The organism is Hansschlegelia quercus, assembly GCF_004310425.1.
Taxonomy (GTDB): Bacteria; Pseudomonadota; Alphaproteobacteria; order Rhizobiales; family Methylopilaceae; genus Methylopila; species Methylopila quercus.
In genome coordinates, this window is sequence record NZ_SIUB01000003.1 from 452,133 (window position 1) to 475,442 (window position 23,310).

Annotated in this window: 19 protein-coding genes; 9 read left to right on the forward strand and 10 right to left on the reverse strand. The window is 67.7% G+C overall.

Annotation, left to right across the window (positions count from 1 at the left end; translation table 11 throughout):
- The first annotated feature begins 173 nt into the window (after positions 1-173).
- From EYR15_RS09200 to EYR15_RS09220, 5 genes are all read left to right on the forward strand, one after another.
- The gene (locus tag EYR15_RS09200) at positions 174-3,599 is read left to right on the forward strand and encodes a helicase-related protein (RefSeq protein WP_131003298.1); all 3,426 of its coding nucleotides are present in this window, start codon (positions 174-176) and stop codon (positions 3,597-3,599) included.
- A gap of 7 nt (positions 3,600-3,606) precedes the next feature.
- Complete coding sequence (locus EYR15_RS09205) at positions 3,607-3,918, forward strand: RNA-binding S4 domain-containing protein (RefSeq protein ID WP_131003217.1); 312 nt, start codon at positions 3,607-3,609, stop codon at positions 3,916-3,918.
- A gap of 150 nt (positions 3,919-4,068) precedes the next feature.
- The gene (gene fdxA / locus EYR15_RS09210) at positions 4,069-4,407 is read left to right on the forward strand and encodes a ferredoxin FdxA (RefSeq protein ID WP_131003218.1); all 339 of its coding nucleotides are present in this window, start codon (positions 4,069-4,071) and stop codon (positions 4,405-4,407) included.
- A gap of 344 nt (positions 4,408-4,751) precedes the next feature.
- Positions 4,752-5,327 (forward strand): CarD family transcriptional regulator, encoded by a 576-nt coding sequence (locus tag EYR15_RS09215; RefSeq protein ID WP_131003219.1) that lies wholly within the window; start codon positions 4,752-4,754, stop codon positions 5,325-5,327.
- A gap of 227 nt (positions 5,328-5,554) precedes the next feature.
- Entirely contained in the window at positions 5,555-6,430 is an 876-nt protein-coding gene (locus tag EYR15_RS09220) for an RNA polymerase factor sigma-32 (RefSeq protein ID WP_131003220.1), read from the forward strand.
- Between the two features lie 118 nt (positions 6,431-6,548).
- Here the strand turns inward: EYR15_RS09220 and EYR15_RS09225 are convergent, their stop codons facing one another.
- The 8 genes from EYR15_RS09225 to trpS all read right to left on the reverse strand — a co-directional run bounded on the left by EYR15_RS09225 (position 6,549) and on the right by trpS (position 15,037).
- Complete coding sequence (locus EYR15_RS09225; RefSeq protein WP_131003221.1) at positions 6,549-7,973, reverse strand: hypothetical protein; 1,425 nt, start codon at positions 7,971-7,973, stop codon at positions 6,549-6,551.
- Positions 7,974-8,043: 70 nt separating this feature from the next.
- Positions 8,044-9,336, reverse strand: a complete 1,293-nt coding sequence (locus EYR15_RS09230) for an adenylosuccinate synthase (RefSeq protein WP_131003222.1) — start codon at positions 9,334-9,336, stop codon at positions 8,044-8,046.
- Between the two features lie 252 nt (positions 9,337-9,588).
- On the reverse strand, positions 9,589-10,230 hold the full coding sequence (locus EYR15_RS09235; RefSeq protein WP_131003223.1) for a cation efflux transmembrane domain-containing protein: 642 nt from the start codon (positions 10,228-10,230) through the stop codon (positions 9,589-9,591).
- A gap of 90 nt (positions 10,231-10,320) precedes the next feature.
- Positions 10,321-10,941, reverse strand: a complete 621-nt coding sequence (locus EYR15_RS09240) for a hypothetical protein (protein ID WP_131003224.1) — start codon at positions 10,939-10,941, stop codon at positions 10,321-10,323.
- Between the two features lie 249 nt (positions 10,942-11,190).
- Complete coding sequence (rpoH, locus tag EYR15_RS09245; protein WP_131003225.1) at positions 11,191-12,072, reverse strand: RNA polymerase sigma factor RpoH; 882 nt, start codon at positions 12,070-12,072, stop codon at positions 11,191-11,193.
- Positions 12,073-12,279: 207 nt separating this feature from the next.
- Positions 12,280-13,353: a dipeptidase gene (locus EYR15_RS09250; RefSeq protein ID WP_131003226.1), complete on the reverse strand. Its 1,074-nt coding sequence runs from the start codon at positions 13,351-13,353 to the stop codon at positions 12,280-12,282.
- Positions 13,350-13,838: a universal stress protein gene (locus EYR15_RS09255; RefSeq protein WP_131003227.1), complete on the reverse strand. Its 489-nt coding sequence runs from the start codon at positions 13,836-13,838 to the stop codon at positions 13,350-13,352. Before EYR15_RS09255 ends, EYR15_RS09250 begins: the two co-directional genes overlap by 4 nt.
- Before the next feature lie 56 nt (positions 13,839-13,894).
- Positions 13,895-15,037, reverse strand: a complete 1,143-nt coding sequence (gene trpS, locus EYR15_RS09260) for a tryptophan--tRNA ligase (RefSeq protein ID WP_382238400.1) — start codon at positions 15,035-15,037, stop codon at positions 13,895-13,897.
- A 14-nt stretch (positions 15,038-15,051) separates the two neighbouring features.
- Between trpS and EYR15_RS09265 the strand changes: the two genes are divergently transcribed.
- Together EYR15_RS09265 and EYR15_RS09270 are read left to right on the forward strand one after the other, a co-directional pair.
- Positions 15,052-16,053, forward strand: coding sequence for an adenosine kinase (locus EYR15_RS09265; protein WP_131003228.1), 1,002 nt, complete (start codon positions 15,052-15,054; stop codon positions 16,051-16,053).
- A 73-nt stretch (positions 16,054-16,126) separates the two neighbouring features.
- The gene (locus EYR15_RS09270) at positions 16,127-16,690 is read left to right on the forward strand and encodes a NifU family protein (protein ID WP_131003229.1); all 564 of its coding nucleotides are present in this window, start codon (positions 16,127-16,129) and stop codon (positions 16,688-16,690) included.
- A gap of 200 nt (positions 16,691-16,890) precedes the next feature.
- Here EYR15_RS09270 and EYR15_RS09275 read toward each other — a convergent pair whose 3' ends face one another.
- Both EYR15_RS09275 and EYR15_RS09280 read right to left on the reverse strand, forming a co-directional pair.
- Positions 16,891-20,094: an efflux RND transporter permease subunit gene (locus EYR15_RS09275; protein ID WP_131003230.1), complete on the reverse strand. Its 3,204-nt coding sequence runs from the start codon at positions 20,092-20,094 to the stop codon at positions 16,891-16,893.
- A gap of 3 nt (positions 20,095-20,097) precedes the next feature.
- Positions 20,098-21,276 (reverse strand): efflux RND transporter periplasmic adaptor subunit, encoded by a 1,179-nt coding sequence (locus tag EYR15_RS09280; RefSeq protein ID WP_131003231.1) that lies wholly within the window; start codon positions 21,274-21,276, stop codon positions 20,098-20,100.
- A gap of 268 nt (positions 21,277-21,544) precedes the next feature.
- On the opposite strand from EYR15_RS09280, the gene cysG reads away from it, so the two are divergent.
- Complete coding sequence (gene cysG / locus EYR15_RS09285) at positions 21,545-22,957, forward strand: siroheme synthase CysG (RefSeq protein WP_131003232.1); 1,413 nt, start codon at positions 21,545-21,547, stop codon at positions 22,955-22,957.
- 15 nt (positions 22,958-22,972) lie between these two features.
- Positions 22,973-23,308, forward strand: coding sequence for a DUF2849 domain-containing protein (locus EYR15_RS09290; protein ID WP_131003233.1), 336 nt, complete (start codon positions 22,973-22,975; stop codon positions 23,306-23,308).
- Positions 23,309-23,310 lie beyond the last annotated feature (2 nt).

Genomic DNA, 23,310 nt, shown 5'->3' on the forward strand with positions numbered 1-23,310 from the left:
GCGCCGCCGATTCGACTCCGTTCCGTTCCCGACCCGTTCGTGTTTTCCCGTCCCGGCCGGGGCTGCGCCGCGCGGGCTGCCGGGTTAAAGAACGCTGAATGACAGGCGATTTTCTCGAATTCGGCGATCTGCTTGACCTCGCTCCGGCGCCGGCCTCGTCGATCCTCGCTCCCATGCGGGGGCGCGGCGTCACCGCCGTGCTCGGCCCCACCAATACCGGCAAGACTCATCTCGCGATCGAGCGGATGGCGTCGCACGGCTCCGGGCTGATCGGCCTGCCGCTGAGGCTGCTCGCGCGCGAGGTCTATCAGCGCCTCGTCGAGAAGGTGGGCCCGGAAAAGGTCGCGCTCGTCACCGGCGAGGAGAAGATCAAGCCATTCGGCGCGCGCTACTGGGTCTCGACCGTCGAGGCGATGCCGCGCGACCTCGACGTCGATTTCGTCGCGATCGACGAGATCCAGCTCTGCGCGGATTTCGACCGCGGCCACGTCTTCACCGACCGCATGCTGAACATGCGCGGCCGCTACGAGACGCTGATCCTCGGCGCCGCCACCATGCGCCCGCTCGTCGAGAAGCTGCTGCCGGGCGCGAACATCGTGGTGCGGCCGCGGCTCTCCGAACTTCTATTCGCCGGCGAGAAGAAGATCACCCGGCTGCCGCGGCGCAGCGCCATCGTCGCCTTCTCGGCCGAGGAGGTCTACGCGATCGCGGAGCTGATCCGCCGCCAGCTCGGCGGGGCGGCGGTGGTGCTCGGCAAGCTCAGCCCGCGGACCCGAAATGCGCAGGTCGCGATGTATCAGGCCGGCGACGTCGACTATCTCGTGGCGACCGACGCGATCGGCATGGGGCTCAATCTCGACGTCGATCACGTCGCCTTCGCCGGCGACCGCAAGTTCGACGGCCACCAGCACCGCCAGCTCAACCCCGCCGAACTGGCTCAGATCGCGGGCCGAGCCGGGCGCCACCTCAAGAATGGGACCTTCGGCACGACCGGCCGTTGCAAGCCGTTCGACCCGGAGATCGTCGAGCGCATCGAGAGCCACAGCTTCGCAGCCATCCGGGTGGCGCAGTGGCGAAACGCGGCGCTCGATTTCCACGACCCGCAGGCGTTGATCGCGAGCTTGTCGCGGCCGCCGGCAGAGGCTGGGCTGACCCGCGCGCCCGACGCCGACGACGTGCGCGCGCTGATTGCGCTCGCCCGCGATCCGGCGGCCAAGAACGCCGCGAAAGGCGAGGCCGCGGTCCGGCTGATGTGGGACGTCTGCCAGGTTCCAGACTACCGCAAGATTGCGCCGGCGCAGCACGCGGAGCTCATCTCGGAGCTCTACGGCTTCCTCACCGGACCCGGCGGACGGGTCCCGACCGACTGGTTCTCGCGCCACGTCGCCTTGACGGATCGCCCGGAAGGCGACATCGACACGCTGTCCGCGCGGATCGCCCACATCCGCACCTGGACGTTCGTCGCCAACCGAACGGACTGGCTTGCAGATCCCGAACATTGGCAGGGCGTCACCCGCGCCGTCGAAGACAGACTTTCTGACGCTCTGCACGACAGGCTCGCGCAGCGCTTCGTGGACAGGCGCACCAGCGTGCTCATGCGCCGCCTGAGGGAAAAAGACATGCTCGAGGCCGAGATCAACAAGGACGGCGACGTGTTGGTCGAGGGCCACCATGTCGGTCGGCTCGCGGGCTTCCAGTTCGCGCCGGACTCCTCCGCGGAGGGCACCGAGGGCAAGGCGCTGCGCGCCGCGGCCTCCAAGGCGCTGGCGGGCGAGATCGAGGCGCGCGCCAACCGGTTCTCGAATTCCGGCGACGGCGACATCGTGCTCGCCGCCGACGGAGCGGTTCGCTGGCAGGGCGAGCTGGTCGGCAAGCTGGTGAAGGGCGACAAAGCGCTCAGCCCCCGCGTCCGCATCCTCGCCGACGAACAGCTCACAGGCGCGGCCCGCGAGCAGGTGGAGAAGCGGCTCGACCAGTGGATCCGCGCGCATGTCCAGAAGCTGCTTGGCGGCCTCGCCGCAATCGAGACCGCGGAGGACGTGATCGGCGTCGCGCGCGGCGTCGCCTATCAGCTCGTCGAGGAGCTCGGCGTGCTCGACCGCGCCCGCGTCGCGGAGGAGGTCAAGGGCCTCGACCAGACGGCGCGCGCCGCGCTGCGCAAGCACGGAATCCGCTTCGGCGCGCACCACATCTATATGCCGCTGCTGATGAAGCCCGCGCCGCGCGCGCTCGCGGCCCAGCTCTGGTCGCTCGCGCACGGCTCCGAGGGCGGCCCTGGCGTCGATGAGGTCGCGCATCTGGCGTCGGCCGGCCGCACATCGATCCCGGTCGATACGGCGATCGACAAAGGCCTGTACCGAGCGCTCGGCTACCGCGTCTGCGGCGCCCGCGCGATCCGCGTCGACATTCTCGAGCGGTTAGCGGACCTGATCCGCCCGGCGATCGCCTGGAAGCCCGGTCAGCCCGGCACGCCGCCCGCGGGCGCCGCCGACGGAGCGGGCTTTACGGTCACTGTCGCGATGACCTCACTCGCCGGCTGCTCCGGCGAGGACTTCGCCGAGATCCTGCGCTCGCTCGGCTACCGCATGGAGCGCCGTCTGAAGCCCACGACGCCGGTGTCGCCGCCTGAAGCGGCGGTCGCGCTGCCGGCGCCCGAGAGCGAGCCGGTCGACGTGACTGATGTCGCGGAGACCGTCGAGACGGCGAGCGCGGATTCCGAAGAACCCGATCTTTCGACCGAAGGCGCGGCGCCTGTCGCCGAAGCGCCGGAAGCCGACGAGACGGCCGTCGAGGAGCCGGATTCGGAGACCGTAGAGATCAATCGGGGCGAAGCGCCAATCGACGCCGAAACCGATGCGGCGATCGAGTTTGAGAACGTCGCCGCGAGTGAACCCGAGGCGGAGGTCGCCGACGAACCGGTGTTCGACGTCGCCTCCGAGGAGCCTGCGCTGCTGGGCCCGATCGGCTCCGACGACGTGCCGAGCGAGGCGCTCGACGCCGTCGCTGACGACGAGGCGGTCGAGACTGCGACCGCCGCCGCCGCTGATGCGGAAATTTCGGCCGAACTCTCGGCGGAGGTCATCGAAGACCTTGGCGTGGAAGCGCCGTCCGTCGACGCTGTCGCGACCGAGCCTGAGATGATCGAAGTCTGGCGGCCCGCCGGCGGCGGGCGCCGAGACCGCGGCCAGCCGCGCGGGCGCGACCAGCGCCGCGGGCCTCCGCGCGACGCTGCAGCTCCGCGCGAGGCGGCCGCTCCGGCTCCTGGCCAGGATCGCCAGCCCCGGCGCGACGACCGCCGCGAACGCCCTCAAGGGCCCGGCGCTAACCGTCCGCAGGGGGCAGCAGGCGGCAATCGCCCGCCGCGGGACGGCGAGCGCGGGGATCGTCGCCCCGACAACCGTCCGCCCCGGCGCGACGGCGGCGGCGGACGTCCCGAGCGCGGCGGCCGCGGACAGGATCGCGGCGAATGGCGCGCCCACGCCAATGCAGGCTCCCCGCCGCCCGCCGCTAGGCGCGCGGAACGTCCGGTCGACCCGGACTCGCCCTTCGCCAAGCTCGCGGCGCTGAAGGCGCGCCTCGAGGGCAAGGACGAAGGCTGAGTTCCGCTTGGCGTCGGGACCGCCCGAAGCCGGCCGACCGACACGCGCGCGCCTCGACGTCTGGCTCTGGCGTGCGCGCTTTCTCAAGACCCGTTCGCTTGCGGCCGAGTTCGCCAAGGCTGGTCATGTCCGGATCAACGGTCAGCGGGCCACGACCGCGGCTCAGCCGCTGCGCGTTGGCGACACGCTGACGATGGCGTTCGTCCGCGACGTCAGGGTCGTACGCGTTGTCGCGCTCGGCGGGCGCCGAGGACCTGCGACGGAAGCGCGCGGCCTCTATGATGATCTGATGGAGGGCGAGGAAACGCCGAAGCCCTGACACGGCGCCGCCTCGTGAGAGGAGCTCCTGCGGTCACGGCGCTCGTCCGGACAAGCGGTCGACGGCATGACAGCGAAACGCCCGCCGGGGCTTGCGCAGCAAGGGCGGCTTCGCTACGTCCTCGCTTCCTGTACAGGAGACGACGATACGATGACCTACGTGGTCACCGACAATTGCATTCGCTGCAAGTACATGGACTGCGTCGAAGTGTGTCCCGTGGATTGCTTCTACGAGGGCGAGAACATGCTCGTCATCCATCCCGACGAGTGCATCGATTGCGGCGTCTGCGAGCCCGAATGCCCCGCCGAGGCGATCAAGCCCGACACGGACTCGGGACTTGAGTCCTGGGTGAAGCTGAACGGCGACTACGCGAAGTCGTGGCCGAACATCACCATCAAGCGCGACCCGCCGCCGGACGCCAAGGAGATGGACGGCGTCGAGGGCAAGCTCGAGAAATACTTCTCGCCGGAGCCGGGCGAGGGCGACTGAGCGCCAGAGCCGCGGCGCCGCGACATGCGTCGGGTGTTGTAGCTTTGCGTCTATTTCATTGATTTTTGGCGCCGTTCGTGATAGTCCATCACAACGGTCAGGATGACGCGCCCGCTCTTCGAGCGGCCATGGCGTTCCTTCGGCAACACGGCTGGATTTTCGTCCTGGCGCGCGATGAGCGTCTTCGGGGCGCACGGCCCTGTCATCCCTGATCGCGGGCCTCCGGCAGTTTGCGCCGGTCGGCCCTGTTGATGATGTCCGGGCTTGGCGGTCGCCGGTCCGGGTCCTTCAGGTGCGACGCGCCGCTCGGGCGGCGCTTCGTACGTCACGGAGTGCGGATCAGCATGACCATCAAGAAAACCTCGCAGGGTCGCCATGGGTTCAAGACGAACGAGCACGTCGTCTACCCGTCCCACGGCGTAGGCCAGATCGTCGCCATCGAAGAGCAGGTGATCGCCGGCCATACCCTCGAGCTGTTCGTGATCTCCTTCGAGAAGGACAAGATGACCCTGCGCGTGCCCGTCGCGAAGGTCGCGTCGGCCGGCATGCGCAAGCTGTCCGAGGACACGCTCGTCGACAAGGCGCTCGAGACGTTGACCGGCCGCGCCCGCGTGAAGAAGACGATGTGGAGCCGCCGCGCTCAGGAATACGAAGCGAAGATCAACTCCGGCGACATCATCGCAATCGCCGAGGTGGTCCGCGACCTGTTCCGCGCCGAAACCCAGCCCGAGCAGTCCTACAGCGAGCGTCAGCTCTATGAATCGGCGCTCGACCGCATGATGCGTGAAGTCGCGGCCGTCCAGAAGCTGACGGATATCGAGGCGCAGAAGGTGATCGAAGGGCAGCTCGCCAAGGGTCCGCGGCGCGGCCGCGGCGAAGAGGCGGAGGTGGAAGCCGAGGCCCAGGAAGAAGCGGCCTGAGGTTTTTCGGAGCAACTTTTGGAAAAGGCCCGGCCATCGCGCCGGGCCTTTTTCGTCAGGCCTTGACTTCGCGCCTTTCCGCCACCTTCACCTCGACAAGGGGCATGCGCCTCTGATCACGAAACCGTGATCGAAAATACCAGATTTCGCGCGGCCTTTTTCACGTTGACCGGCGTTTTCCCTCCGAACCGTCCCGCGGGATGGCCCGAAGCTGGAGACAAGCCGCTATGTCGCAAATGGCCGGAGTGCGCCGTCGTTTCGTTCGGGCCGCGATGGAGGCGCCGTTCCTCGAGCGGCAGGAAGAGCATGACCTCGCCGTTCTCTGGAAGGACGAGGGCGACACCGAAGCCCTTCATCGCCTCGCAGCCGCCCATATGCGGCTCGTCATCGCCATCGCCGCCCGCTTCCGTCATTACGGCCTGCCGATGCCCGACCTGATCCAGGAGGGTCATGTCGGCCTGCTCGAAGCCGCCGCTCGTTTCGAGCCGGAGCGCGAAGTCCGCTTCTCCACTTACGCCACATGGTGGATCCGCGCAGCGATCCAGGACCACATCCTTCGCAATTGGTCGATCGTGCGCGGCGGCACCAGCTCCGCTCAGAAGGCGCTGTTCTTCAACCTGCGCCGCTTGCGCGCCCGCCTCGGCAAGACCGGCGAGCCGCTCGCGCCCGGCGCGCTCCACAAGAAGATCGCCGAGGCTGTCGGCGTCTCCCAGGCCGACGTGGCGTTGATGGATTCACGGCTGTCGGGACCCGACATGTCGCTCAACGCGCCGATGATCGACAGCGATCCGAACTCATCGTCGGAGCGCATGGACTTTCTCGTCGACACCCAGCCGCTTCCGGACGAGACGGTCGGCGAGAGCATCGACACCGAACGTCGGGTCACCTGGCTGCGCTCCGCCCTCGACGTGCTGAACGAGCGCGAGCTGAAGATTGTGCGCGCGCGACGCCTCGCGGAAAACTCGGTGACGCTGGAGGCGCTCGGCGAGCGGCTCGGCATCTCCAAGGAGCGAGTTCGCCAGATCGAGAACCGCGCGCTGGAAAAGCTCCGCCGCGCCCTCGTCGAGCGCCACCCCATGGGCGCCGCCGAAATCCGCGCCTGAGCGGAGGCTTTCAAGCAAACGAAGAAAAGGCGGCGCGCCGGGTCAGGCGCTCCGCCTTTTCTTTTGCTTCTCCGCAAAGCCGATTGTCCGCTGGCGCCGTCTGCAGCGCCTATCAAACTTAAGGCTGCGCCTGAGCCGCGGGGCTGCTGCGCCAAGCGTTGAAGGCGTCGTTGAACGCCTGCGTTCCCGGAGTGCCCTTCTCGAGCGTCAGCACCGCCCGGCGGCCGTTGTCGTAGAGGATCGGCACGTCGATCCAGCTGCGGTCGCGCAACAGTTGCTCGTTTACCGAGCGTTCGGTGTCGAGGTTCGAGAGGCCGATCAGGAAGAAGCCGGTCGTCACGCGTACCGAAAGCCCCGAGACAGTCGCGCCACGCGCCGATTCGTCGGCCTTCATCACCACGCCCGGCACGTTTGCGACGCCGGCGTTCGGGAAGTCGGGCGGCAGGTCGAACTGAATTTCGACGGTATGGCTCGCCGGCAGCGTCGCGTCGGAGTTGCGGCGGATCACCATCGTGGCCCGGAGGTTCCGGCCTGGAATCTCGATGTCGCCACGAATCGCCGTCTCTAGCGGCTGGCCTTGTCCGCTCGTCACGGATTCTGTGCGCCAGAGCACCGTTCCCGCCAGCGCTTCGCCGGATTGCTGGTTCGGGCCCTCCTCGTAGAGCGTGGCGCGCTGGGCGACCAGCGGGCCGGTCTGCGACGGCGGCGGCGAGGAAGAGTCAGTCGCCGCGGGCGCTGCAGGCGCAGCCGCGGCGGGCGGCTCGACGCGGGCGGTCTGCTGCTCGTTCGCAGGCTGAGCCGGAGCTGCGGGAGCGCCGTCCTGCGGAAGGCGATCGTCGCTCTTGCCGTCCTGCGGCTGGGCCTCGGGCGCCTGATCGCGCGCCGCGGTTTCGGTCACGGGCTGCTCCTGGCGGGCGACTTCGCTGCCGGAGCGACCCCCGAGCATGCCGGCGATGCGGTCGCGGGCGAGGAACAGGCCTGTGCCCGCGAGAATCAGAACCAGCGCGAGAAGCGCGATGAGCGGCGCGGAACGCTGCTTCTTCTTCGCAGCGTCCGGCCTGCTGCCGGCCGCGATGATCGGACGGCCGTCCGAGCGCTTGGTGGGCGTCGGGCCCTGCATGACGGGCGGCGCGATCTTGGCCTGGCCCTTCGCGGCTTCCGGCCGCGCGAGCTCGGACGAGGCGGTCTCGGCAGCCTCTGGCGGCCTCGGTGCTTCAGGTCTCGCCGCAACGGGCGGCGGCGCCTTGGGGAGCGGCTGCGGTTTCGCGGGCTCGGCCGACCGCGGCGCCGCTGGTTTCTGATCGAGGGGCTTTGCGGTCTTTGCGGAGGCGGGCGCCGGCGCCTCCGCCTCGACGCGCCGGATCGCCTCCTCGAGGTTCATCCGCTCGCGGCCGATGTCGTCTTCCGACAGCGGCGGGTCGATCGCGCGGAGCTGCTTCACGATCGCGGCTCGCGCGCGCTCGTAGACGGCGCGTCGCGCTTCGCCCGTGTTGTTCTCTAGCCCCGCGACCGCGCGCGAAATGACTGGAAAGTAATCGGCCATAAGGTCGACATACGGCAGGGATTCGCCCGCGTCGAGGACGCGAAAGACACGGCCAACAAGCCTTTTTTAATCAGTCCTCGAACGGGTCGGCGACGAGGATCGTATCGGCCCGCTCCGGGGAGGTGGAGACCAGCGCGATCGGGCAATCGATCAGCTCCTCCACCCGGCGGACGAACTTGATCGCCTGCGCGGGAAGGTCGGCCCAAGAGCGCGCCCCCGCGGTCGTGTCGGACCAGCCTTCGACCGTCTCGTAGATCGGTTCGATGCGCGCCTGCGCTCCCTGGCTCGCCGGCAGACGGTTGATGGTCTCGCCGTCGAGCGTGTAGCCGACGCAGACCTTTACCTCGTCGAGGCCGTCGAGAACGTCGAGCTTGGTCAGCGCGATGCCGTCGATGCCCGAGGTCCGCGCGGTCTGGCGAAGCGCCACCGCGTCGAGCCAGCCGCAGCGGCGGGGACGGCCGGTGACGGTGCCGAACTCGTGGCCGCGCTCGCCGAGGCGCTTGCCGATCTCGTCCGTCAGCTCGGTCGGGAAGGGACCCTCGCCGACGCGGGTCGTGTAGGCCTTGGCGATTCCGAGCACATAGCCGATCGTCTTCGGACCGACGCCCGAGCCGGTCGCGGCTTGGCCGGCGACCGTGTTCGACGAGGTCACGAACGGATAGGTGCCGTGGTCGACGTCGAGCAGCGCCCCTTGAGCGCCTTCGAACAGGATCCGCGCGCCGGCGCGGCGGCGTTCGTCGAGGATTTCCCAGGTCGCGTCGACGTAAGGCAGCACCTTGGGCGCCGCCGAGGCGAGTTCGTCATAGATCGCGTCGATGGTGAATTCCGGCAGGTCGAAGCCGCGGCGAAGCGCGTTGTGATGGCTGAGCAGCCGCTCGATCTTCGGGCGCAGCGTCGGCAAATTCGCGAGGTCGCGCAGGCGGATGGCGCGCCGGCCGACCTTGTCCTCATAGGCCGGGCCGATGCCGCGCTTGGTGGTGCCGATGCGCGTCCCCTCATTCGAGCCCTCGCGCAGCGCGTCGAGCTCGCGGTGCAGCGACAGGATCAGCGTGGCGTTGTCGGCGACCTTGAGATTGTCCGGCGTGATCGAGACGCCCTGGCCCCGCAGCCGCTCGATCTCGGAGGCGAGCGCATGCGGGTCCACCACCACGCCATTGCCGATGATCGAGAGCTTGCTCTGGCGCACGACGCCGGACGGCAGCAGGCTGAGCTTGTAGGTGACGCCGTCGACGACGAGGGTGTGGCCGGCGTTGTGTCCGCCCTGGAAGCGCACGACGACGTCCGCCCGATCGGACAGCCAGTCGACGATCTTGCCCTTGCCCTCGTCGCCCCACTGGGCGCCGACCACCACGACGTTCGCCATCAGGCGTCTCCTCTTCGGGGCGCGATTGAAGCGCCCCAAACAAAAAGACCCCAGCTCGCGGAGAGCCAGGGTTCTCCCGCGGCTTGCTAAAGGATCGCGCCGCGGGAGGCAAGGCGGCGAGGATGGCCTTGCGGAAAAGAGGATGGCGCGAGAGGCCGGCCGCAGGCGGGGAGCGCATGAGCCGGACGGTGGACCGTCGGAACGGTTCGGCGTAGCCGGGGGGAGGCCGGAGGGAGGCGAAAGCGCGACGCCTTAGGACGCCGGGACTGAAGCCGAAGCGGGCTGGCCCCGAAGCTCGCGAAGCGACTGGCCTATGACAAGGACGGCGCCCTGCAGCGCTAGAATCGCCATCACGCCGGCGACGATCAGATCGGGCCATCCCGCGCCCGTGCCGAACACGCCCAAAGCGGCGAGCATCACGGCGAGATTACCGAGCACGTCATTACGGGTGCAGATCCACGCGGACCGCATGTTGGCGTCGCCGTCCCGGTAGGCCCAGAGCAGGCCGAACGAGGCGGCGTTCGCCGCCAGAGCCATCAAGCCCACAGCGCCCATCGTCTCAGCCGCGGGAACGATGCCGTAGACGCCATGCCAAATAGTGACGGCGATCACCCACAAACCGAACAACGCCATGGTGACGCCCTTCAGGAGGGCAGCCGACGCCCGGTGGCGGAGCGCCATTCCGATGACTGCGAGGCTGACGCCGTAATTCGCGGCGTCGCCGAGGAAATCCAGCGCATCGGCCTGCAGCGACGCGGAGCCGGACACAAGGCCTGCGCCGACTTCAATCGCAAACATCGCCGCGTTGATGGCGAGGACAGCCCACAAGACGCGGCGCTGAGCGCGGTCGTCAGGCTTCGGTTCGGGAGCTGAGCAGTGGCTGCAACAAGACACCCCGAACCGTATCAGGCAGAGACGGCGTTACGCTATTACAGCGTCAAGCCCGCGAACGAAGCAGTCACACAGACCCACCAGAAGGAGTCGTCACGCAGCCTTGATCGGCCGAAGCGGCTCGCGAAGCTCGCGGCGCCAGCTCTCATCCCGAGCGCGAAGCTCTTCGCGGGCGCGGGCCTCGTCGCGGGCGCGGGTCTCTTCACGCAGTCTCGCCTCGTCGCGGAGGCGGGCCTCTTCGCGGGCGCGGGCGTCCTCGCGGAGCGAAACGTCCTCAAGCGGACGCGGCGCTTCCGGCTGAACGGCGACCGGCGCTTCGACCTCCGGGGCCGTCTGCGGCGCGCCGCCGCCATTCGCGGCGAGCGCGAAGATCGTGCGCAGCCGGGACGACAGCACGTGCGCGCTGGAGACGAGATGGATGACGCTCTCGAGCTCGTCGCGGCGAATGGCGACCTTCTCGGCGCCGGCGCCGGCGACCGGCTCCAGCGTGCGCTCCATCTGCTGAAGGAGATGGTCGGAGGGAAGAAGGAAATTGACGATTTCCTTCACCGCGCCTTCCATGGACTGGAACAGCTTGTCGCGCTGCGGCCCGTTATTGCTGAGGCTGCTGGCGAGAGCGTTGATGTCGACCTGACCGCTCATGCGGCGCGTCTCCGAGCGTAAGTGAAAAGTCACGGCTGCGAACGAGAGCGAGAAGTCGATCGTCACCTTCACAACACTTCTCCGCACAGAACGGGGAAGCGACGATTCAGATTAGCTCAACTTTAACGGAAACGTTCGGAACGTCCCGTGCTCTTTCCCAAATGTGTTGTGATTCGAGCGTCGCAAGCAAGAGTCGCCGTTAACCCTTTTGGCGATACTGTTGCCGAGACGACTCACAATTTTTCGTCGGCCCTTAAGACAAAGAAAAAGCCACGCGGTCGCCCGCGCGGCTTTGTAAATATCAAGAGGGTTAGGCCCTGATCAGGCGTGAGCTTCGATCTCTGCGACGTTCCTGCGAACTGCGGCCTGCACCTTCTCGAAGGCGCGCACCTCGATCTGGCGCACCCGCTCGCGGCTGACGCCGAACTCGCCCGACAGCTCCTCGAGAGTGAGCGGGTCATCGGCGAGCCGGCGCGCCTCGAAGATCCGCCGCTCGCGATCGTTCAGCACGGTCAGCGCGCCGGAAAGCGCGCTCCGGCGGTTGTCGAGCTCCTGGCTTTCGGCGAGCCGCGTCTCCTGGCTGTCGCTGTCGTCGACCAGCCAGTCCTGCCACTCCGACGAGCCCTCGTCCTCGCGCAGCTGCGCGTTGAGCGAGGCGTCGCCGCCGAGCCTGCGGTTCATGTCGACCACGTCGGTCTCGGTAACGCCGAGCTTTGTCGCGATCGTCTTGACCTGATCCGGCCTGAGGTCGCCTTCCTCCAGTGCGGAGATCGAGCTCTTGGCCTTGCGCAGGTTGAAGAAAAGCTTCTTCTGGTTCGCGGTGGTGCCCATCTTGACCAACGACCACGAGCGCAGGATGTACTCTTGGATCGAGGCGCGGATCCACCACATCGCGTAGGTCGCGAGCCGGAAGCCCTTCTCGGGTTCGAAGCGCTTCACCGCCTGCATCAGGCCGACATTGCCCTCGGACACGACTTCGCCGATCGGCAGGCCGTAGCCGCGATAGCCCATCGCGATCTTGGCGACGAGCCGAAGATGGCTGGTGACCAGCTGGTGGGCGGCGTCGCGGTCGCCATGCTCACGCCAACGCTTGGCGAGCATGTACTCCTGCTGAGGCTCCAACATCGGGAATTTACGGATCTCGTCGAGGTAGCGGCTAAGGCCGCCGTCGCTGACGAGAATGGGAAGGGCGGCAGAAGCCATGTGCGCCTCCTGTTAAAGGCTCCCGCTTTCAGCGGCGAGCCGTGGCGGCGACCGCGAAATCGCCGATCGCCATGACGGTCTTATAACGCATATCGCTGCGGGCTTCCCGTTCGTTACGCGCTGGCCTGCTGTGCATTTGCGCATGAACTCACACGGAGCCCGTGGGACGACCCTGCGCTTTCGCCCATCAACTCGCTGTGAACCCTGTCAGTTCCCCCAGGAGCGCTGCAGCAGCGCTAGCCAGTTTTCGGCGGCGATCTTCTTCAAAAGGTCGTCGTCGAAGCCGTGGCCGCGGAGCGCCTCGAACAGGCGCGGTAGGCCGGCGACGTCGCCGATCCCGGCAGGCACGATCGCGCCGTCGAAATCCGAGCCGAAGCCGACATGGTCTTCGCCGAGCCGGCCGATCAGGTGATCAAGGTGCCGCGCTATGGTTTCGAGCCCGGTGTCGGCGCGCATGCGCCCGTCCTCGCGCAGGAAGCAGGTGGCGAAGTTCAGTCCGACGAGGCCGCCGCTGTCGCGGATCGCGTCGAGCTGAGCGTCGGTGAGATTACGGGCGTGCGGGGTCACCGCGTGGGCGTTTGAGTGCGTCGCGACCAGCGGCTGGCGCGACAGCCGGGCGACGTCCCAGAACCCGGCCTCGTTGAGATGCGACAGGTCGAACAGGATCTTCAGCCGGTCGCATTCGGCGAGCAGGTCCTTGCCCGCCATCGTCAGGCCGGGGCCGATGTCGGGCGAGGACGGAAAGCGAAACGGCGCGCCATGGCCGAACACGTTCGGCCGACTCCACACCGGTCCGAGCGAGCGCAGGCCGGCGGCGTACGCCACGTGCAGCATGTCGAGATCAGGCCCGATCGCCTCGGCCCCCTCGATATGGAGCACCGTCGCAAGCGCGCCCCGCGCTTTGGCGGTCTCGATGTCCCCGACGCTCCGGCAGATCGCGACCGCGCCGTCGGACGCCCGCTCGATCCGCATCAGCCCGGCGATCATGCCGAGCGTCGCGCTCTGGGCCTCGCTGATCGGCAGCGGGGAGGGCAGCGGAACGTCGTAGCCGGCCTCGCGCATCATCGCGACGTAATCGACGCCGAGCTGCCGCGACGGCGTGAAGACCGCGAACAGTCCGCCGAACAAGCCGCCTTCGCGCGCCCGCGGCAGATCGAGCTGGCCGCCCGCGCCGCCTTCGAGGAAGGCTGCGGCGCCGCCGTCCGGCTCGCGCCGCTCGCGCAGCCGCAGCAGTGTGTCGTTATGGCCGTCGAAGACGGGGATGAGCGGGCTTTGCGTCACGCGAGCGCGTCGATCTCGGAATCGGTGAGTTGCGCCGGCACGATCGCGATCGGCACGGGGAAGGTGGCGGCGCGCGCGGCGATCGCGCTTACCAGCGGCCCGGGCCCTTCCGAGCCAGCGCCGGCGCCGAGCACGAGCAAGGCGATGTCCTCGTCCTCGCCGATCAGCGCGGCGACGGCGTCGCCCTCTGCGCCCTGCCGCACGATGGTCTCGGCCTCGACGGCGGCCGAGCGCGCCCGGGCCGCGAAGCGGGCGAGCCGCGCCTGGGCTTCGGCCTCAGCCTCCTCGCGCGCCACCTCGCCGACGCCGAACCAGTGCTGGAATTCTCCGGGCGCGATCGCCGCGAGCAGCGTCACGGTGGCGCCGACGCGAGCGGCCCGACGGGCCGCGAAGTAGAGCGCGCGGTCGGCCTCGGGGCTGTCGTCGACGACGACCAGGAATTTCGGCCGATGACCGGCTTCGTAGCAGCGGCGGGGAACGCTCATCGCGCGATGATGGGGGGAGGGGCGTTCGGGAGCAATGGGCGAAGGATAGGCTGGCTTCAGCTCCGCCGCACGAACCCCACAATGTCCTTCACCGCATCCATCGTCGGCTTGGCGATCGCTTCCGCGCGCTCGGCGCCGGATGCGAGCGTGGCGTCGATGTGGCCGGGGTCGGCGACCAAGCGCTTCATCTCGGCGGTGATCGGCGAGAGCCTAGCGACGGTGAGGTCCACCAGCGCCTGTTTGAACTGCGAGAACTGCGCGCCGCCATGCTCGGCCAGCACCGCGGCCGGGTCGGAGTCCGCAAGAGCGGCGTAGATGCCGACGAGATTGTCGGCCTCAGGACGCTCCTTCAGGCCCTCGATGCTTTCGGGCAGCGGCAGCGGGTCGGTCTTCGCCCGGCGGATCTTGGCGGCGATCTGGTCGGCGTCGTCGGTCAGATTGATGCGGCTTGCGTCGGAGGCGTCCGACTTCGACATCTTCTTCGCGCCGTCGCGGAGCGACATCACGCGCGTCGCGGGCCCCGCAATCAGCGGCTCGGGCTGCGGGAAGAACTTCTCGTCCAGCCCGAGCTCGGCGATCGAGGCGGAAAAATCGTTGTTGAACTTCTGCGCGATGTCGCGGGCGAGCTCCAGATGCTGCTTCTGATCCTCGCCGACCGGCACATGCGTCGCGCGATAGGCCAGGATGTCGGCCGCCATCAGGTTCGGATAGGCGTAGAGCCCGACCGAAGCGTTCTCGCGGTCCTTGCCGGCCTTCTCCTTGAACTGCGTCATGCGGTTCAGCCAGCCGAGGCGGGCGACGCAGTTCAGCACCCAGGCGAGCTCGGCATGGGCCGAGACCTGGCTTTGGTTGAAAACGATGTGCTTTTCGCCGTCGACGCCGGCCGCGAGGAACGCGGCCGCGACCTCGCGGATCGACCGCTTCAGCTCGGCCGGATCCTGCCAGACCGTGATGGCGTGGAGATCGACCACGCAATACAGGCACTCGAACCGCTGCTGCAGCTCCACGAAGCGCTTGATCGCCCCGAGATAATTGCCGAGGTGCAGGTTTCCGGTCGGCTGCACGCCGGAGAATACGCGCTCGGTCACGCTCGCCACCACGTTCGATGCTTTGAGGTTGGTTCGTTTGCCTGAAATACGACGGCGCGTTATGGCGTCGCGCGTCAGCCCACGCAAGGGCCGCCACCCCCTTCTGAACATCCGGAGCGACCAGAGTGAGCGACGCGAAGTACGACGTGCTCGGCATCGGCAATGCGATCGTCGACGTGATCGCGAAGACCGACGAGGCGTTCCTCGCCGCCGAAGGTCTTGCCAAGGGCTCCATGGCGCTGATCGACGAGGCGCGCGCCGAGGCGCTCTACGCGAAGATGGGGCCGGCCGTCGAAGCATCCGGCGGCTCGGCGGCGAACACGCTGGCGGGGCTTGGCTCGTTCGGCGGCCGCGCGGCCTTCGTCGGCAAGGTGAAGGCCGATACGCTCGGCGCTGTGTTCCGGCACGACATCACCGCGATCGGCGTCGATTATTCCACGCCGGCCGCGGAAGGCGGCGTCGCGACCGCCCGTTGCTTCGTGCTGGTGACGCCGGACGGCGAGCGGACGATGAGCACCTATCTCGGGGCGGCGCAGGATCTCGGCGTCGGTGATCTGGACGAGAACGCGATCAAGGCCGCCAAGGTGGTCTATCTCGAAGGCTATCTCTGGGACCCGCCAGCGGCCAAAGAGGCGTTTCGCGAAGCGGCGGCCGTCGCCCACGCCGCGGGCCGCAAGGTCGCGCTGTCGCTTTCCGACTCTTTCTGCGTCGATCGCTACCGCGCCGAATTCCTCGCGCTGCTGCGCGAGGGGGCTGTCGACCTTCTGTTCGCCAACGACGGCGAGTTGAAGTCGCTCTTCGAGACCGCAGACATCGAAGAGGCGATCGAGGCGATCGCCTCGGACGTCAAGCTCGCTGCGGTGACGCTCGGCGCCGAGGGCTGCGTCGTTGTCGAGGGCGCCTCGCGCATCCGCGTTCCGGCGGCCCCTGTCGATGGACCGATCGTCGACAAGACCGGCGCAGGCGATTTGTTCGCCGCCGGCTTCCTGTTCGGCTTCACGCGCGACTTGACCCTCGAGCGCTGCGCCGAGCTCGGCTCGCTCGCCGCGGCCGAGGTCATCTCCCATGTCGGCGCCCGGCCGCTCGTTTCGCTGAAGGCGTTGGCTGAGGAGAAGGGGCTGATCTGAGGCGGCAGCGTCTTGCATTGACCCTTCGCGCTCAAACGCCCATCTCTTCCGAGAACCGAAAGGCGTTTCACTCATGTTCATCCAGACCGAACCCACGCCGAACCCGGCGACCCTCAAGTTCCTGCCCGGCCGCGATGTGCTCCCCGGCGGCGCGCTCGAGCTGAAACCAGGCGCGGACGCCGCGCGCTCTCCGCTTGCGCAAAAACTGTTCGCGATCGATGGCGTTACGGGCGTGTTCTACGGTTCGGACTTTGTCACCGTCACCAAGGCTGGCGGCGAATGGCAGCATCTGAAGCCTGCGATCCTCGGCGCGATCATGGAGCATTATCTCTCCGGCGAGCCGCTGCTTGCAGGAGCGGGCGACGAGCCGGACGTTGACGGCGAGGAGTTCTTCGAGGAGAGCGACGCGGAGACGGTCGACACGATCAAGGAGCTGCTCGCCACTCGCGTGCGGCCCGCGGTCGCCCAGGACGGCGGCGACATCACCTTCCGCGGCTTCAAGGAGGGCGTCGTCTATCTCAACATGAAGGGCTCGTGCTCGGGCTGCCCCTCATCGACCGCGACGCTGAAGCAGGGCATCGAGAACCTGCTGCGCCACTTCGTGCCGGAAGTCGAAGAAGTCCGCCCGGTGGCGTGAAGGCTTCGATCGACGGCTAGACTGAGACAAGCCCTGACGCGTGAGCGTCGGGGCTTTTTGTTTGGCTCGCGGAGGCGTCGGCGCAACCCACCGTCATGCTCGGCGAAGACCGGCATGACGGTTGAGGAGCCCGAGCCACCAATGAAAAAGGGGCGCAGCCTGCGCCGCGCCCCTTTGGATCATCGATCCGCTCCAATCCCTCAGGCGGGCGTCGGCGCGCCATGGCTGTCGGTCGAACGTGGCTCATGTCCGTCGCCCTTCGGCGCGCCGTCATCCTTCTTTTTCCGGAAGCGGTTCACGAGCAGCCGGATCGCGACATAGAACACCGGCGTCAGGAACAGGCCGAGGATCGTGACGCCGATCATGCCCGAGAGCACGGCCGTGCCGATCGCCTGCCTGAGCTCGGCGGCGGCGCCGGTCGCGAAGGCGAGCGGGACGACGCCGAGCGAGAAGGCGAGCGAGGTCATGATGATCGGCCGCAGACGGTCGCGACACGCGTCGATCGCGGCCTGCATCGGGCTTTCGCCCTCGTCCTCGCGCTGGCGGGCGAACTCCACGATCAGGATCGCGTTTTTCGCCGCGAGGCCAATCAGCACGATGAAGCCGATCTGCGTGAGGATGTTGTTGTCCGACGCCCGCGCATGCACGCCGAGCAGCGCCGCGAGCAGCGAGAGCGGCGTGATCAGGATGATCGCGAGCGGAAGAGCCCAGCTTTCGTACTGCGCCGCGAGGAACAGGAACACGAACAGGATGGCGAGGCCGAACACGTAGGTGGCCGTATTGCCGGCAAGCCTCTCTTGATAGGCGAGATCCACCCACTCGAACTGAACGCCGGGCGGCATCACCTCCTTGAAGAGGCCTTCCATGTAGGCGATCGACTGACCCGTCGAAACGCCGGGCGCCGCATTACCCTGGACCGCGATCGAGTTGTAGATGTTCTCGCGCTCTACGGTGTAGGGGCCGGTCTGGTTGCGCTCGGTGATCAGCGTGCCGAGCGGCACCAGCGCGCCGTTCGTGGCCCTCACCTTGAACTGGTAGACGTCCGACAGCTTGACGCGGAATTGCGCGTCAGCCTGGGCGTTGACCTGGAAGGTTCGTCCGAGCGCGGTGAAGTCGTTGACATAGGCCGTGCCCAGCAGGGTCTGAAGCGCCTCGAAGATGTTCTCGATCGGCACGTTCAGCTGCTGCGCCTTGACGCGATCGATGTCGAGGTAGAACTGCGGAGCGCGGGTGTTGAAGGCGGTGAATACGCCGGTCACCTGACCGCTGGCGTTGGCCTTCGCGATCATGTCATTGACGCTCGCCTCAAGCGCCGGGAAGCCGAGGCCCGTGCGGTCCTGCACGTACATCTTGAAGCCGCCGCCCTGACCGATGCCCCGCACCGTCGGAGGCAGAATCGCGATGACGAAGGCGTCCTGGATCACGCCCAAGCGCTTCTGGGCTTCGGCAAGGATCGCCGGCGCCCTCTGGCTCGCCCCATGCTCGTTCCGCTTGTCGAACGGATCGAAGATGATGAAGCTCGTCGCGGCGTTGGAGGCGGCCGAGAAGGTGGCGCCGCTGAAGCCCGCGATCGTCACCGCGCTCTTCACGCCTGGAACGCCGCGCGCGATCTCGCTCGCTCGCCGGGCGACTTCGTCGGTGCGCTGCAGATTCGCGCCCTCCGGCAACTGCGCGATCAGGATCGCGTAGCCTTGGTCGGCCTGCGGGATGAAGCCTCTTGGGACGATCGAGAACATGTAGACCGCGCCGCCGATCAGGACGGCGTAGATCAGCAGGAAGATCGTGCGGTGCCCGACCATCCAGCCGACGCTGCGGGAGTAGCCGTGCGCGCCGCGATCGAAGTTGCGGTTGAACAGATCGCCCGCACGGGCGAGCAGGTTTCGCTTCTTGCCGTGCTGGTGCGGCTTGAGCAGCAGCGCGCATAAGGCCGGCGACAAGGTGAGCGACACGATCGCCGACAGAACCGTCGCGCTCGCGATGGTCAGCGCGAACTGCTTGTAGAAGATGCCCGAGATGCCGGGGATGAACGCGGTCGGGACGAACACGGCGCAGAGCACCAGCGCGATGGCGATGACGGCGGTGCCGACCTCGTCCATCGTGGCGTGCGCGGCCTCTCGCGGCGATTTCCCAAGCGCGATGTTTCGTTCGACGTTCTCCACCACAACGATGGCGTCGTCGACGACGATGCCGATCGCGAGGATCAGGCCGAACAACGTGAGCAGGTTCAGCGAGAAGCCGAACGTCGACATCACGAAGAAGGTCGCGATCAGAGAGACCGGGATCGCGGCCACAGGCACGATCGCCGCGCGCCACGATTGCAGGAAGATGAAGACCACGATCACGACGAGCGCGACCGCCTCGTAGATCGTCTCTTCGACCGCGTCGATCGACTCATTGATGAACTCGGTCGGGTTGTACTCGATGCGGTATTCGAGGCCCTGCGGAAACGCGCCCTTGAGGGTCTCCATCGTCGCCTTGATCTGCTCCGCCGCCTGTGTCGCGTTGGTGCCAGGGCGCTGGAAGACGCCCATGCCGACGGTCGGGTCGGCGGCGAGATAGGAGTTCGAGGAATACTGCCGCGCCGCGAGCTCGACGCGCGCGACGTCGCCGACGCGCAGCAGGCGGCCGTCATTCGTGGCGCGGACGATGATCTGCTTGAACTGCTCGGGGTCCTGGAAGCGCCCTTGCGTCGTGACGGTGATCTGGCTGGCGGTGCCGGGCGGGGACGGCGGAGCGCCGAGCGAGCCGCCGGAGACCTGTACGTTCTGCTGGGAAATCGCGGTGACGACGTCGCCTGCCGCCAGCCCGTAGGCCGCCAGGCGGTTTGGGTCGAGCCAGACGCGCAAGGAGAGCTCGCGCTCGCCGAAGATGCGGATGTCGCCGACGCCGTTGATGCGCTTGAGCGCGTCGATGACGTTCACCGACGCGTAGTTCGACATGTAGACCGTATCGAGCGACTTGTCGGGCGAGATCAGGTTCACGACCATCAGGAAGTCCGAGGACCTCTTGTTGACCTGAACGCCGTTGCGTCGGACCGCCTCCGGCAGGCGCGGATCCGCCTGGCTGACGCGGTTCTGGACCTGAACCTGCGCGATGTCCTGGTTGGTGCCGGGCTGGAAGGTGACGGTGAGCTGCAGCTGGCCGTCGCCGGTGGCCAGAGAGTTCATGTAGATCATGCCCTCGACGCCGTTGATCTGCTGCTCGAGCGGCGCGGCGACGGTTTCGGCGATGGTCTCGGCGTTGGCGCCTGGATACTGCGCTGTGACCGCGATGGTCGGCGGCGCGATCTCGGGATATTGCGCGATCGGCAGCGCGAGCAACCCGACCGCGCCGACGATCATGAGAACGATCGAGATGACCGCCGCGAAGATCGGCCGGTCAACGAAGAAATGCCCGAATCCCATCGCTTACTTCCCCGCGGCGGGCTGGGCGGCCCCCTGTTGCTGCTGCTGCTTCGCCTGTTCGGCGGTCTGCGGGATGACCTTGGATCCCGGGCGGGCGCGCATCAGCCCGTTGACGATCACCTTGTCTTCCGGAGCGAGCCCGCTCTTGATGATCCGCGCGCCGTCGTTGAGCTGGCCGAGCTCGACAACCTTTGGCACGACCTTGTCTTCCGGACCGACCGTCAGGATGACCTTGCGCGTCTGATCCGACATGATCGCTTCGTCGGGCACCAGCAGGGCGTCATATTCCGGGCTCGCCTGGATGCGGACGCGACCGAACACGCCCGAGGTCAGGAAGCCGTCCGGATTGGGGATCGAGGCGCGCAGACGCAGTGTGCCGGTCTGCTGGTCAAGCTGGTTGTCGGCGAAATCGATGCGGCCGTCGACGTCGTATTTGTTGCTGTCGGGCAGCGAGATCTTGACCGGCGAGCCGCCTTCTTCGCGCTTCAGGAGGCCCGCGCGCAGGAAGCCGAGATAGCGCAGGTAGCTCTGCTCATCGACGTCGAAATAGAAGTAGATCGGCTTGGTGTTGACGATGGTCGTCAGCACCGTCGACCCGGCGCCCGCAGCGATCAGATTGCCGACGTCGACCATCTTGCGGCCGATCTTTCCGTCGATCGGCGCGGTCACCGTGGTCCATTCGAGGTTGAGCTTTGCGGTCGCCACCGTGGACTGGGCTGACTGGAGGCTGGCGAGCGCCTCCTGATAGGCCTGGTTGCGCTGCTGGGCGACCTGGTCGGTGATGTCGCCGGTGCGCAGCAGCTCCTTGCCGCGGTCGACGTCGGCCTTGGTCAGCACGATGCGGGTGTTCGCGGTCGTCACCGACGCCTGAGCCTGCTGCAGCGCCGCTTCATAGTTGCGCGGGTCGATCTTGAAGAGCACGTCGCCCTTCTTGACCTCCGCGCCGTCCTTGAAGCCGACCTCGACGAGCTGGCCGCTGACCTGGGCGCGGACATCGACGATCTGCGACGCTTCGAACCGGCCGGTGAACTCAGCGACGTCCGAGACCTTCCGCTTGGTCGGCTGTGCGATCGTGACGGGAAGAGGCCCTGGCGCTCCCTGCGCAGCGGCGGGCGCCGCTATGGCGAGGCTCAGGAGCGCGCTACCGGCGACGGAGCCGGCGAACGAGGCGATACGTGCCATGAGGGGCCACCTACGCGAAAGGGCGACAGCTTGCGCCATCGCGATCAGATTTCTGGACGTCCCCGCGAACTAGATAAAGTGCGCCGCCGCAGACCGCAACACCGAGTGCGGCTGCTCACGTGGGCGTGCGCGCACGACCTCCTTCGCGAACACGCCGTCGGCCAGGGACTTCGCCGCATTAAACGCGTTTAGAATGTAATAAACCGAGGACTTGCGCCGAGTGACGTGAAATACCATTGTCGCCGCTGCTCGGAGCGACTTGAAAGCTATGGCGCGGCTCACATCCTTCCCGGTCTTCCAGAAGGTGTCTGGAAGGACCGTCCTGATCGTAGGCGAAGGTCCTGCGGCCGCCGCCAAGGCGCGCCTGCTCGGAGAGACCGACGCGCGCCTGAAGATCGTCGCGCAAGATCCGGGACGCGAACTGCTTGAAGACGCCGCGCGTCTCGACGCCGAGATCCTGCGGGAAGCGTTCCATCCCTCTCATCTTGAAGGCGTCGTACTGGCGTTCGCCGCCACCGAGAACGAGGCGGCGGATCGGCTGGTCTTCGAGGCTGCGCGCTTTGCGCGGGTGCCCGTCAACGTCGTGGACCGGCCGGAGATGTGCGACTTCACGACGCCCGCGCTCGTCAATCGCGCGCCGCTCGCGGTTGCGATCGGCACCGAGGGTGCGGCGCCAGTCCTGGCGCGGCACCTTCGCGCGAAGATCGAGGCGATGCTGGCGCCCGAGACCGGCCACCTCGCGGCGCTCGCCGAGGGCATGCGCGAGGCGGTCGCGAACATGGTGCCGTTCGGCGAAGCGCGTCGGCGGTTCTGGGCGAAAGTCTTCGACGGTCCCGTCGCGGCGCGCGCTTTGTCCGGCGATCTCGTCGGCGCGAGCGAAGAGGCCGCCCGGCTGATGCAGGCCGCGCCCGACCTCGGCGGCTTCGTATGGCTGGTTGGGGCCGGTCCCGGCGCCACCGATCTTCTCACGCTGCGCGCGCAGCGTGTCCTGCAGGAGGCCGACGTCATCGTGCACGACGCGCTCGTGCCGGACGCGGTCATCGCGATGGGACGGCGTGACGCCGAGCGCATCTCGGTCGGCAAGCGCAAAGGATATCACGAGGCCTCTCAGGACGAGATCAACGCCGTTCTGGTCCGCGAGGCGAAGGCCGGGCGCCGGGTCGTGCGGCTGAAGAGCGGCGATCCTATGGTGTTCGGCCGAGCCGGAGAGGAGATGGCGGCGCTCGCGCAGGCCGGGATCTCCTTTGAAGTCGTGCCGGGCGTCACTGCCGCGCTCGCGGCCGCCGCCTCGGCGCAGGCGCCGCTGACGCTCCGCGGCGTCGCCTCCAGCCTCATCTTCGCGACCGGTCAGGACCTCGCCGGCGAGGTTTTGCCGGATTGGGCGCAACTCGCTCTTCAGGGCGCGACCGTGGCCGTGTATATGGGCCGCTCGGTCGCCGGTTCGGTCGCCGACAGACTGGCCGCGGCGGGACTGTCGCCCGACACGCCGGTCGTCGCGATCGAGAACGCCACGCGCGCCGACGAACGCATCCTGACGGGCCGTCTCTCGGGCCTCGCCGCGCTCAATCTGCGCGGCGACCTGGAGGGGCCCGTGCTTATTCTGATAGGCGACGCTCTGCGCCAGGCCTCCTTCGAGGTCGCGGAGCCGCTCGCTGCGTCCGAGACCATCCGGGCGGCCTGAAGAGACACGGTTATAATGTCAGCTCCGATCCAGAAATCTGCGGCGAAGACCCGGGCCGCGACGCAGATCGTCACCGCCAACCGGCTGGATGACGGCGTCGTCGTCTATCTCGCTCCCGACGGCGGCTGGACCGAGCGTCTCGGCGCGGCGCGCCGTATCGAGGGCGATGACGCGCTCGCCTCCGCCCTGGAGATCGCGAAGGCGGCTGAAACCGACCGCGTCGTGGTCGAGGCCTATCCGATCGACGTCGCCGAACAGGGCGGCGCGCTCGTCGCGCTCCGGCTGCGGGAAAAGATCCGCGCCGAGGGGCCGACGATCCATCCCGAGCTTTGGCGTCCGACCGGCGCCTGAGG